This window comes from Terrabacter terrigena, assembly GCF_042676085.1.
Lineage (GTDB): Bacteria > Actinomycetota > Actinomycetes > Actinomycetales > Dermatophilaceae > Terrabacter > Terrabacter terrigena.
The window spans coordinates 42,121-54,559 of sequence record NZ_JBHTKH010000013.1; the positions used below are offsets into that span (position 1 = coordinate 42,121).

Genomic DNA, 12,439 nt, shown 5'->3' on the forward strand with positions numbered 1-12,439 from the left:
CTCGTGGCAGCAGCACCGCAGAACTACTTGGCCGTCATCAAGGTCGTCGGCATCGGCGGCGGCGGCGTCAATGCCATCAATCGCATGATCGAGGTCGGCCTCAAGGGCGTCGAGTTCATCGCCATCAACACCGACGCGCAGGCTCTGCTGATGAGCGACGCCGACGTCAAGCTCGACGTGGGCCGCGAGCTGACCCGCGGTCTCGGCGCCGGCGCCGACCCCGAGGTGGGCAAGAAGGCGGCCGAAGACCACGCCGAGGAGATCGAGGAGGTCCTCAAGGGGGCCGACATGGTCTTCGTGACGGCGGGCGAGGGTGGCGGCACGGGCACCGGCGGCGCGCCGGTCGTCGCCCGCATCGCGCGCGGCCTCGGCGCCCTGACCATCGGTGTCGTCACGCGCCCGTTCACCTTCGAGGGTCGTCGCCGGGCGAACCAGGCCGAGTCCGGCATCGGCAGCCTCCGCGAGGAGGTCGACACGCTGATCGTCATCCCCAACGACCGTCTGCTGTCGATCAGCGACCGCAACGTCTCGATGATGGACGCCTTCCGCTCGGCCGACCAGGTGCTCCTGTCCGGTGTCCAGGGCATCACCGACCTCATCACGACGCCGGGCCTCATCAACCTCGACTTCGCCGACGTCAAGTCGGTCATGCAGGGTGCCGGCTCGGCCCTCATGGGCATCGGGTCGGCTCGCGGCGAGGACCGCGCCGTCCAGGCCGCCGAGCTGGCCATCAGCAGCCCGCTGCTCGAGGCGTCCATCGACGGAGCCCACGGCGTCCTGCTCTCGATCCAGGGTGGTTCGGACCTCGGTCTCTTCGAGATCAACGAGGCCGCGCGTCTCGTCCAGGAGGCCGCGCACCCCGAGGCCAACATCATCTTCGGTGCCGTCATCGACGACGCGCTCGGCGACGAGGTCCGGGTGACCGTCATCGCGGCCGGCTTCGACGGCGGGGGCCCGAGCCAGCGACACGACGACCGCGCTCTCGGCCAGGTCGTGGGTCGGTCCGCGCAGCCCCAGCAGCAGCAGCGCTCGGCGGCGCCCGCCCCGCAGCAGGGTGGCCAGCACGCGCCGCAGCACTCCAACGGTGTGGCGCAGCAGGGTGCCCCGCAGCAGGCGCCGCAGCACGCTGCGCCGGCTCAGCCGCAGTCCCAGCCCGCCCAGCAGCTGCCCACGCAGCAGCCCGTCGCGGCCCCGGTGCAGCACCACCAGCAGCACCAGCAGGCCCAGCCGCAGCAGCACCAGCAGGCCCAGCGCCACGCTCCGGCACAGCCGGTGCAGCAGCCGCCGCGTCAGGTCACCTTCGACGAGGGCGACGACCTCGACGTGCCCGACTTCCTGAAGTAGTCGACCCGTACCCATCACCGCGACGGGCGGGAGGCGACCACCGCCTCCCGCCCGTCGTGCGTGCCGGAGATAGGTTGTCCTCGTGTTCTACTGGCGCTCCTCGATCGACACCGATGCCGCCGGCGGCACCGTCGAGCTCGGCTTCACCGGCCGGTCCGCCGGTCGGGGGAGCGGTCCGTATGCCGGTCTGAACCTCGGCGGACACGTCGGTGACGATGCCGACGACGTCGAGGACAACCGCAGGGCGCTTGCCGCCGAGCTCGACCTGTCCCGTGAGCGGGTCGTCTTCATGAACCAGGTGCACGGCACCGACGTCGTCGAGGTCGCCGGCCCGTGGGCGGGCGACCCCCCGCCCGTCGATGCGATCGTCACGCGCGCGGCCGACCTCGCCGTCGCGGTGCTCGTGGCCGACTGCGTCCCCGTGCTGCTGCACGACGACACCGCCGGGGTGCTCGGTGCGGTGCACTCGGGGCGGCCCGGAATGCTTTCGGGCATCATCGGCCGTGCCGTCGACGCCATGCGTGACCTGGGTGCGCGGTCGGTCTCGGCGACGGTCGGTCCCTCCGTCTGCGGCCGGTGCTACGAGGTGCCGGAGGACATGGCGCGGGCGGCGGCAGCGGCCACGCCTGCTTCCGCGGCCCGGTCGTGGACCGGCACCCCGGCCATCGACGTCGCGGCAGGAGTCGTCGAACAGCTCGCGTCGGCGGGGGTCGGCATCCAGTGGGTGCCGGGCTGCACCCGTGAGAGCGACGACCTCTACTCCTACCGCCGCGACGGCCGCACCGGCCGTTTCGCCGGTGTCGCGCTGCGCCGGACGGTGCAGGCATGACGGCTCACGACGGGTCGCCGGACGCGCCGCGGCTCGGCACGCAGCTCGAGACGCCCGACGAGCAGCGCCTCGAGGAGCTGCGCACCAACCTCGCCGCCGTGAACGCGCGCATCGAGCGGGGGTGCGCCGACGCCGGTCGCGACCCGGACGAGGTCACGCTCGTCGTCGTCACCAAGTACTTCCCGGCGTCCGACGTCCTGCTCCTCCACCGGCTCGGCGTGCGCCACTTCGGCGAGAACCGCGACCAGGAGGCGGGGGAGAAGTTCCGCGCCGCTCGACACGCCCTCGCCGAGGCCGGTGAGAGCGAGCTGACCCTGCACTTCATCGGCCAACTCCAGAGCAACAAGGCCGGGCACGTCGCCGGATACTCCGACGTCGTGCAGTCCGTCGACCGCTCGAAGCTCGTGTCGGCCCTCGACCGCGGGGCGCACGCGGTGGACAGGAGGCTCCGCCTGCTGCTCCAGGTGAGCCTCGACGGCGACACGGCGCGGAGCGGGGTGCTGCCGGAGGCGGCTGCCGACCTCGCCGACGAGGTCGCCGGCCGCGAGCTGCTCTCCCTCAAGGGCGTGATGGCCGTCGCGCCTCTTGGAGCTGACCCCGACGAGGCCTTCGCCCGGCTGCGTGCGGTGGCCGACGGCATACGGGCCCGACACCCCGACGCCGACTGGCTGTCGGCGGGGATGAGTGCCGACCTCGAGGCGGGTCTCAGACATGGGGCGACACACCTGCGTGTCGGCACCGCAATCCTCGGTTCACGCCCGTCACTTCTGTAACGTCGTCAACGATCACAATCCGACGTTTTGGGAGTTGGCCATGGCAGGGGCACTGCGCAAGACGATGGTGTACCTCGGACTGAGCGAGGAGGACCAGCGTCACGACCGTTACGACGACTACGACGCCTACGACGAGTCCGACCGCTACGACGACGAGCCCGAGCACACCGCTGCCGTGACGCAGCTGCCGACGAAGCGTCCCGTGGCCGCCGTCGTGCGCGACGTCGAGGTCGGCTCGCTCAACCGCATCACGACCATCCACCCGCGCACCTACAACGAGGCCAAGAACATCGGCGAGTGGTTCCGCGACCAGGTGCCGGTCATCATGAACCTCAGCGACATGGACGACGCCGACGCCAAGCGGCTCGTCGACTTCGCTGCGGGCCTCGTGTTCGGCCTGCACGGCACCATCGAGCGGGTCACCTCCAAGGTCTTCCTGCTGTCGCCGGCGCACGTCGAGATCTCGGCCGACGAGCCCGAGGCCCCGGCCGCATCCACCCGCGGCTTCTTCAACCAGAGCTGAGTCCGCTGGTCCGTCAGGAGTCCAGTCCAGGGTCACGGTCGCGTATTGATCGGGACCCCGGTTCACACTCTTGCCCGGGCATCAGGGACACTGACCGACATGGACGCGTTCTGGACCATCTACGGGGTGGTGGTCTTCACCTTCTTCATCGCCCTCATCGGTCGCTTCGTCATCGACTGGGTGCAGGTGCTCGCCCGCTCGTGGCGGCCGTCCGGCGTGGTTCTCGTCCTGGCCGAGGCGGTCTACACCGTCACCGACCCACCCCTGCGTGCCCTGCGCAAGGTGATCCCGTCGCCGAGCCTCGGTGGCGTCCGACTCGACCTCAGCTTCCTCGTCCTGATGTTGCTGACCTCTCTCGCTCTGAACGTGCCGAGCTTCTTCTGATCCTTCGGCGCGCAGCTGATCCCGCACTGCTGGGAACGACGCGCGCGTCGATCGGTGACGATGGCTTTGGTTCGTGACCGGAACGTTAGATACCGTTGACCCGAACCATTACGTCTGTATCGAGGTGACACATGGCGCTTACGCCGGAACAGGTGCTCAACAAGCACTTCCAGACCACGCAGTTTCGCCGTGGCTACGAGGAGCGGGACGTTGACGACTTCCTGGACGAGATCGTGGCGGAGATGCGCTCGCTCATCGAGCAGCGTGACGACTACCTGAAGCAGCTCAACGACTGCCGCGCGAGCAAGAACCAGTCGGCCGTCCGTGCCGACGCCGCCACGGCCGCCATGCCGGCCGTCGGGCGCCCCGGCGACGACGCCAAGCTCGGCGGACTCACCGCCAAGATCCAGGACGCCGAGCGCGCCTTCAAGGCGGCCACCGACCGTGCGGCCAAGGCCAAGGCCGAGGCCGAGAACGCCGAGCGCGCCGCCAAGGAGCGGGTCGACCGGGCGAAGGCCGAGGCCGAGCGCGCCGAGGCCGCTGCGAAGTCCGCCGTCGACTCGCAGGCGCTCAACGATGCCCAGGCCAAGCTCAACGGCCTCAACACCCAGGTCGCCGAGGCCGAGGCCAAGCTCGCCAAGGCGCAGGAGAACGCCCGGGCTGCCGACGAGCGCGCCGCCAAGGCACAGGCCGACGCCGAGGCTGCGGCCGCCGACGCGAAGCGACTCCGAGACGAGGCTGCCGCGGACGCCCAGCGTCAGCGCAACGAGGCCGCCAAGGCTCCGGCTGCGGCAGCGGCCGCGGCTGCCCCCGACGCCAAGGCCGTCTCCGGCAACCTCGACGCAGCGGGCGTGATCGCCCTGGCCCAGCGCCTGCACGACGAGCACGTCGCCGCCGGTGAGTCGCGACGCAACGAGCTGATCTCCGAGGCCGAGAACCGCCACCGCGACATGCTCGCCGCTGCTCAGGCCCGACACGACGAGCTCATCAACACCGGTCAGGCCCGGCACGACGAGGCCACCCAGCAGGCCGAGCAGCTGGCTGCCGCCGCGGCGGCCCAGCGTGACCAGATGATCGCCGAGGCCACGTCGCAGCGCGACCAGATGATCGCCGAGGCCACCTCGCAGCGCGACCAGATGCTCAGCGAGGCGGGCTCCCAGCGCGACCAGATGCTCACCGAGGCGCGCGAGCGGGCCACGGGCATGGTCGCCGAGGCGCAGCAGAAGAAGGCAGCCCTCCTCGAGGAGCTCGACAAGCAGAAGGGTCTGCTCGATCGCAAGATCTCCGAGCTGCGGGGCTTCGAGAAGAACTACCGCACCAACCTCAAGTCCTACATCGAGGGCCAGCTCCACGACCTCGACTCGAGCGTCCAGGAGCCGGCGCACGCCGGTGCCGGTGACGGCAACCAGGGCTGAGCCCGACCTCGATCAGACGCACGCAGGCCGTCCGGGAACCCTCCCGGGCGGCCTGCGTTGTATTCGAGGGGCGGACACTTCGCCCGCTTCTGCGTTTCGCGTTTGTGCGGGGTCCCTGCGGGGCTTATTGTCAGCCCCACTTGTCAGCGTCGACGGCTCGAGCGACGGAGGATCTGATGGCGGCGAAGAAGACGACGGCTGCGGCGACCGCCGCCACGCGTTCCACCGCGACCAGCAGGCCGGGGGCCGCAACCAAGGCGACGACGAAGGCAAAAGCCTCGAAACGACCCGCTCCCGCGACGACGACCGCTGCCGCGACGAAGGCTGCTGCCGCAACCAGGACCCCGACCAAGACGGCTGCGGCGCGAAAGGTCTCGGGCACGACGCCTGCCACCAGCAGGAGCGCCACGAAGAGCGCCACGAAGAGCGCCACGAAGAGCGCCACGAAGAGCGCGGCACAGAACGGTGTCGCGAAGCGGATCCCGTCGAAGAACGCCGGGGGTGCTGCGTCCGCGAAGGGCGGAAGTGCCCGCACGGCAGTCGCGCGTACGGCGGCCAAGGCCGCAGGCGCGGTGAAGGGCGTCGTCGCACGTGCGGCCGGTCGCAAGGCCACGAGCGCCGGCGGGGCGTCGACAGCGTCCACCAAGGCCGCTGTCAAGAAGTCGTCCTCCGCGAAGAAGACGACGACGCAGGCTCCCGCGCCCCAGACGGCGAAGGCCGCGGCGAGGACGGCGAAGGCCGCGACCAAGACCCCAGCGAAGGCGACGCCGGCAAAGGAGTCCGCCGGCAAGGCAGCCGCGAAGACCACCGGCACGAAGCCGACTGCGGCCAAGTCGGCGGCCACGAAGTCGGCGGCCACGAAGACGGCGGCCAAGAAGAGTGCCGCTCCCGCGACGAAGGTCGCGACGCCCAGGAAGGTGGCGCCGGCAGCCCGGTCAGCGGACCGGCAGGCGGCGCCGACGAAGAAGACGACCGCGAAGCAGACGGCGGCGACGACGACCAAGGTGACCGCGAAGAAGGCCGCGGCGAAGAAGACGACGGCGAAGAAGGCGACACCCGCAGGGAAGGCCGCCAGCACGAGTGCGTCCGGCTCGGCCGCGCGCACGGCCTCCCGAACCGCGGCGGCCGGAAAGCCGTCTCCCACGACATCCACCCGAGCGGGTGCGACGGGCACGAAGCCCGCCGCCAAGGCCCCCGCCACGCGTACGAAGAAGGCAGCAGCAGTGACGACGAGCTCAACCGCAGGTCCCCGTTCCAGCGCGACGAAGACCGCGACCAAGACGGCAAGCAAGCCCAGCGCCCGCGCCATCGCCGAGCGCCTCCGGGTCAAGGACGACGAGAGCCCCTGGAACGAGGACGAGATCCGCGAGGTGCGCGAAGTCCTCGTCGAGGAGATCGAGCAGCACCGGGTCGAGCTCAAGCTCGCCGAGGACGAGCTCGACGACCTGCTGCGCGCATCCGGAGACGGTGCCGGTGACGACCAGGCCGACGCGGGTGCCAAGACGGCGGAGCGCGAGCACGAGATCTCCGTGGCCGCGAACGCACGGGCGAGCCTGCACCAGGCCGAGCACGCACTCGAGCAGCTCGAGGCCGGCACCTACGGCATCTGCGAGAACTGCGGCAACCCGATCGGCAAGCTTCGACTTCAGGCACGTCCTCGTGCGACCCTGTGCATGACATGCCAGCAGAAGCAGGATCGCCACTGACGCCCGACCACGCCACTTCGACGCCCCCAGCGGGCGTCGACGGCGTGTCCACCACTACGACCGACGAGACCGTGAGCTCGACCCCTTCCGGCGAGAGCCGCCCGACGCCTGCCCGGCGCAAGCGACTCTTCGTCGTGCTCGGAGCCGTCGCTGTCCTCGCCTACCTCAGCGACCAGCTGACCAAGCTGGTCGCCCTCGACGTCCTCGCCGACGGCGAGCCCCGACCCTTCATCGGCGACCTCATCCGCCTCAAGCTCATCGGCAACCCGGGGGCCGCGCTCTCGCTCGGCGCCAGCAACACGTGGGTGATGACGGGCATCGCGCTGGCGGTGCTCGTGGCCATCATCGTCGTCGCCCGGCAGCTCGGCTCGCGCGCCTGGGCGGTGGCCCTCGGCCTGCTGCTCGGGTCGGCGATCGGCAACCTCACCGACCGCTTCGTCCGGCCGCCGGGCGGTGGCCAAGGTCATGTCGTCGACTTCATCGACTACAACCGGTGGTTCATCGGCAACGTGGCCGACATCTGGATCGTGTCGGCGGCGGGGCTGATCGTGGTGCTCGCCATCCTCGGCATCGGGGTCGACGGTCGACGCGACCACGGCGGGTCCGTGGCCGACGACCCAGGGCCGCGCCGCCAGCACGACGACAGCTCGAGCCGTAGGCGTGACGATGCCTGACGTGCGCACGGTTCTCGTTCCCGACGGGCTCGAGGGTGAGCGCGTCGACGCCGGCGTCGCGCGCCTCTTCGGGGTCTCCCGCACCAAGGCTGCCGACCTCGCCGCCGACGGCCACGTCGTCGTCGACGGCAAGACCGTGGCCAAGTCCGAGCGGCTCGCGGCCGGTGCGATGCTCGAGGTGTCGCTGCCGGCGGCCGAGCAGAGCCCGAGCATCGCGGTCATCGCCCAGCCCGTGCCCGGCATGTCGATCGTCCACGACGACGACGACATCGTCGTCGTCGACAAGCCGATCGGTGTCGCGGCGCACCCCAGCCTCAACTGGACCGGACCCGACGTCGTCGGGGGACTGGCCGCCGCGGGCTACCGCATCTCGACCTCCGGCGCCCCGGAGCGTCAGGGCATCGTGAGCCGCCTCGACGTGGGCACGTCGGGCCTCATGGTCGTCGCGAAGAGCGAGTACGCCTACTCCCGCCTCAAGCAGATGTTCCGCAGCCGGCAGGTCGACAAGACGTACCACACGCTCGTGCAGGGCCTGCCCGACCCGCTCGTCGGTACCGTCGACGCGCCCATCGGCAGGCGCCCGGGGGCAGAGTTCAAGTTCGCGGTGATGAGCACCGGCAAGCCGTCGGTCACGCACTACGAGGTGCTCGAGGCGTTCCGGCACGCGAGCCTGCTCGAGATCCACCTCGAGACCGGGCGCACCCACCAGATCCGCGTCCACATGGCTGCCCTCAAGCACCCGTGCTGCGGCGACCCGCTCTACGGGGCCGACCCCCGGCTGGCGGCGCGGCTCGGTCTCGACCGCCAGTGGCTGCACGCCACCGGCCTCGGTTTCGAGCACCCGGGATCGGGGGAGTACGTCCACTTCGAGAGCGCCTACCCCGAGGACCTCCAGCGCGCGCTCGACGTCGTCGCGTCCCTCTGAGGTTCGACCTCGACCTGAGGGTCAACCCTGAACCGCCCCACTGGCGTATGCCGGTGGGGCGGTTCGGCCGGGCCACCGAACGCGAGCCCGAGCGCCGGCATCAGCGCAGCAGCGGCGGCGTACGGGAGCGAGGGCGCTGCCTCGTCGGCGTGCCCTTCTCGGTGCGGGGGCCACACCCGATCCGACACCCGATCCGACACCCGATCCGACACCGGATCCGACACCCGATCCGACACGCCGAGAGGCGTCGGTGGGCGGGCTTAGACTCGTCCACGATGTCGACCGAAGCAGCCCCGCGCAACGACCAGAACTTCGTGCACCTCCACGTGCACACGGAGTACTCCATGCTCGACGGTGCGGCCCGCATCGGTGACCTCTTCTCCGAGGCCGCGCGCATGGGCATGCCGGCGCTGGCGACGACCGACCACGGTTACGTGTTCGGCGCCTACGAGTTCTGGAAGAAGGCGCAGGGCACCGGCGTCAAGCCGATCATCGGCGTCGAGGCCTACATCACGCCGGGCACGCACCGCACCGACCGCACCAAGGTCAGCTGGGGCGACGGCGGCCGCGACGACATCTCAGGCAGTGGCGCCTACACGCACATGACGATGCTCGCCCAGAACAACGAGGGCATGCACAACCTGTTCCGCATGAGCTCGATCGCGAGCCTCGACCAGGTCTACACGAAGTGGCCGCGCATCGACCGCGAGCTGCTCTCGACCTACGGCAAGGGCCTGATCGTCACGACCGGCTGCCCGTCGAGCGAGATCCAGACCAAGCTCCGGTTCGGCATGTACGACGAGGCCCGTGAGGTCGCCGGCGAGCTGCGCGACATCTTCGGCAACGAGAACGTCTACGTCGAGCTCATGGACCACGGCCTCGAGATCGAGCGGCGCACTCAGAAGGACCTCATTCGTCTGGCGCGCGACCTCAAGCTGCCCCTCGTGGCCACGAACGACCTGCACTACACCCGCGCCGAGGACGCCAAGGCGCACGCCGCGCTGCTCTGCGTCCAGTCGGGCTCGACCCTGATGGACCCCAACCGGTTCAAGTTCGACGCCGACGACTTCTACCTCAAGTCCGCCCAGGAGATGCGCCACCTGTGGCGCGAGCTGCCCGAGGCGTGCGACAACACCCTGCTCATCGCCGAGCGCTGCGAGGTCTCGTTCACCGAGGGCGAGGGCCGCTACATGCCGCGCTTCCCCGTGCCCGAGGGCGAGGACGAGACGTCGTGGTTCATCAAGGAGGTCGAGACCGGCCTCCAGCGCCGCTTCCCCGAAGGGGTGCCCGACTACGCCCGCAAGCAGGCGGCCTTCGAGGAGGACGTCATCGTCTCCAAGGGCTACCCCGGCTACTTCCTCGTCGTCGCAGACTTCATCAACTGGGCCAAGCGCAACGGCATCCGCGTCGGCCCCGGTCGTGGCTCCGGTGCCGGCTCGATGTGCGCCTACGCGATGGGCATCACCGACCTCGACCCCGTGCCGCACGGCCTCATCTTCGAGCGGTTCCTCAACCCCGAGCGCATGTCGATGCCCGACTTCGACGTCGACTTCGACGAGCGCCGGCGCGGTGAGGTCATCCGCTACGTCACCGAGAAGTACGGCTCCGAGCGTGTCGCGCAGATCGTCACCTACGGCACCATCAAGGCCAAGCAGGCGGTCAAGGACGCCAGCCGCGTCATGGGCCACCCGTTCGCAGTAGGCGAGCAGCTGACCAAGGCGATGCCGCCCGACGTCATGGGCAAGGGCGTGCCGCTCTCCGAGATCTACAACCCCGAGCACAAGCGCTACAACGAAGGCGTCGACTTCCGTGCGCTCGTGCAGACCGAGACGCACTTCCAAGAGGTCGTCGACACCGCCAAGGGCCTCGAGGGCCTGAAGCGCCAGTGGGGCGTGCACGCGGCCGGCGTCATCATGTCGAGCGAGCCGCTCGTCGACGTCATCCCGATCATGAAGCGGCTGCAGGACGGCCAGGTCATCACGCAGTTCGACTACCCGAGCTGCGAGTCGCTCGGCCTGGTCAAGATGGACTTCCTCGGCCTGCGCAACCTGACGATCCTCGACGACGCCATCGAGAACATCAAGGTCAACCGCGACGAGGACATCGACCTCGACGCGCTGTCGAAGGACATGAGCGACAAGGCGACCTACGACCTGCTCGGCCGAGGCGACACCCTCGGCGTCTTCCAGCTCGACGGCGGCGGCATGCGCGCGCTCCTGCGCCTGATGCAGCCCGACAACTTCGAGGACATCTCGGCCGCCCTGGCGCTCTACCGGCCGGGCCCGATGGGCGTCAACGCCCACACGAACTTCGCGCTGCGCAAGAACGGCAAGCAGGAGCTCATCCCGCTCGACCCGCAGCTGAAGGGCAAGCTCCAGCAGGAGATGATCGAGGCCCTCGACCCGATCCTCGGCATGACGTACGGCCTGGTCATCTACCAGGAGCAGGTCATGGAGATCGCCCAGAAGCTGGCCGGCTACACGCTCGGCAACGCCGACCTGCTGCGCCGGGCCATGGGCAAGAAGAAGAAGGAGGTGCTCGACGCCGAGTACGTCCCCTTCTCCGAGGGCATGAAGTCCAAGGGCTTCAACGAGGCGTCCATCGCGGCGCTCTGGGGCGTGCTCGTCCCGTTCTCCGACTACGCCTTCAACAAGGCGCACACGGCGGCGTACGGCCTCGTGTCCTACTGGACCGGCTACCTCAAGGCCAACTACCCCGCCGAGTACATGGCGGCGCTGCTGACCAGCGTGCGCGACGACAAGGACAAGTCGGCGCTCTACCTCAACGAGTGCCGCCGCATGGGCATCAAGGTGCTGCCGCCCGACGTCAACGAGTCGGTCGCGAACTTCGCCGCCGTCGGCACCGACATCCGCTTCGGCCTCGCCGCCATCCGCAACGTGGGTCTCCCGGTCGTCCAGGCCATCGTCAAGGCACGCGAGGAGAAGGGTGCCTTCGCCTCCTTCAAGGACTTCCTCTCCAAGGTGCCTGCGGTCGTCTGCAACAAGCGCACCATCGAGTCGCTCATCAAGGGCGGCGCGTTCGACTCGCTCGGCGAGAGCCGCCGCGGCATGGTCGACGTCCACGAGCGCTACATCGACGCGCTCGTCGAGGTGAAGAAGCAGGAGGCCATCGGCCAGGACAGCCTCTTCGGCAGCCTGGGCGACGACGACAGTGCCGGCCAGCAGGGCCCGGGCGCCTTCGACGGGCTGCCCCCGGTGCCGACCATGGAATGGGACAAGGCGACGCTGCTCTCGTTCGAGCGCGAGATGCTCGGTCTCTACGTCAGTGACCACCCGCTCTTCGGAATCGAGCACATCCTCGCCACGCACGCCGACACCTCGATCGCCTCGCTCATGGGCGACGACCCGAAGGCCGACGGCACGCCGGTCACGGTCGCGGGCCTCATCACGAGCCTTCAGCTCAAGCGCACCAAGAAGGGTGACCTCTGGGCCATCGCCACGGTCGAGGACCTCGACGGTGCGATCGAGTGCCTCTTCTTCCCGTCGGCCTACATGACCTACTCGACCATGCTCGCCCAGGACACCGTGTGCGCGGTGAAGGGCCGCATCAGCGCCCGCGACGACTCGATCTCGATCTTCGCCCAGGAGCTGACGATTCCCGACATCAAGGAGGGCCCGCGCGGTCCGGTCGTGCTGACGCTCCCGCTCGGTCGCGCCACGCCGGCGGTGGCCGAGAGCCTCAAGCGGGTGCTCGGTGAGCACCCCGGAGCCACCGAGGTGCAGGTCAAGCTCACCCAGCCGGGCCGGTCGGTGCTCATGTCCCTCGACGACTCCCTGCGCGTCAACGCGACGTCGGCGCTCTTCGGCGACCTCAAGGCCCTCCTCGGTCCGGCGTGCCTGAGCTGA

11 protein-coding genes are annotated in these 12,439 nt (G+C 69.8%); 10 read left to right on the forward strand and 1 reads right to left on the reverse strand.

Translation table 11 applies throughout. The annotated features are described in order from the left end of the window. Positions 1-3 precede the first annotated feature (3 nt). The 6 genes from ftsZ (at position 4) to ACFQ2V_RS16760 (ending at position 5,268) form a co-directional block, all read left to right on the forward strand. A complete protein-coding gene (ftsZ, locus tag ACFQ2V_RS16735; protein ID WP_386053990.1) occupies positions 4-1,344 on the forward strand; it encodes a cell division protein FtsZ in 1,341 nt (446 codons plus the stop codon). Positions 1,345-1,426: 82 nt separating this feature from the next. Then, positions 1,427-2,173, forward strand: a complete 747-nt coding sequence (gene pgeF, locus ACFQ2V_RS16740) for a peptidoglycan editing factor PgeF (protein WP_386053991.1) — start codon at positions 1,427-1,429, stop codon at positions 2,171-2,173. After that, entirely contained in the window at positions 2,170-2,946 is a 777-nt protein-coding gene (locus ACFQ2V_RS16745) for a YggS family pyridoxal phosphate-dependent enzyme (protein WP_386053992.1), read from the forward strand. Before pgeF ends, ACFQ2V_RS16745 begins: the two co-directional genes overlap by 4 nt. Before the next feature lie 40 nt (positions 2,947-2,986). Then, the gene (locus ACFQ2V_RS16750) at positions 2,987-3,469 is read left to right on the forward strand and encodes a cell division protein SepF (protein ID WP_386053993.1); all 483 of its coding nucleotides are present in this window, start codon (positions 2,987-2,989) and stop codon (positions 3,467-3,469) included. Positions 3,470-3,568: 99 nt separating this feature from the next. After that, on the forward strand, positions 3,569-3,853 hold the full coding sequence (locus ACFQ2V_RS16755) for a YggT family protein (protein WP_150988137.1): 285 nt from the start codon (positions 3,569-3,571) through the stop codon (positions 3,851-3,853). Positions 3,854-3,984: 131 nt separating this feature from the next. Continuing rightward, a complete protein-coding gene (locus ACFQ2V_RS16760) occupies positions 3,985-5,268 on the forward strand; it encodes a DivIVA domain-containing protein (protein WP_386053994.1) in 1,284 nt (427 codons plus the stop codon). A gap of 130 nt (positions 5,269-5,398) precedes the next feature. On the opposite strand, the gene ACFQ2V_RS16765 is transcribed toward ACFQ2V_RS16760, so the two are convergent. Beyond that, the gene (locus tag ACFQ2V_RS16765; protein ID WP_386053995.1) at positions 5,399-6,412 is read right to left on the reverse strand and encodes a hypothetical protein; all 1,014 of its coding nucleotides are present in this window, start codon (positions 6,410-6,412) and stop codon (positions 5,399-5,401) included. Between the two features lie 79 nt (positions 6,413-6,491). Between ACFQ2V_RS16765 and ACFQ2V_RS16770 the strand changes: the two genes are divergently transcribed. From ACFQ2V_RS16770 to dnaE, 4 genes are all read left to right on the forward strand, one after another. Further along, positions 6,492-6,974, forward strand: a complete 483-nt coding sequence (locus tag ACFQ2V_RS16770; protein WP_386053996.1) for a TraR/DksA family transcriptional regulator — start codon at positions 6,492-6,494, stop codon at positions 6,972-6,974. A 44-nt stretch (positions 6,975-7,018) separates the two neighbouring features. After that, on the forward strand, positions 7,019-7,648 hold the full coding sequence (locus ACFQ2V_RS16775; RefSeq protein WP_386053997.1) for a signal peptidase II: 630 nt from the start codon (positions 7,019-7,021) through the stop codon (positions 7,646-7,648). After that, positions 7,641-8,573: an RluA family pseudouridine synthase gene (locus ACFQ2V_RS16780; RefSeq protein WP_386053998.1), complete on the forward strand. Its 933-nt coding sequence runs from the start codon at positions 7,641-7,643 to the stop codon at positions 8,571-8,573. The genes ACFQ2V_RS16775 and ACFQ2V_RS16780 overlap by 8 nt, the downstream gene beginning before the upstream one ends. A gap of 275 nt (positions 8,574-8,848) precedes the next feature. Beyond that, positions 8,849-12,439 carry a DNA polymerase III subunit alpha gene (dnaE, locus tag ACFQ2V_RS16785; RefSeq protein ID WP_386053999.1) on the forward strand — a complete coding sequence of 1,197 codons (3,591 nt, stop codon included), beginning with the start codon at positions 8,849-8,851 and terminating at the stop codon, positions 12,437-12,439.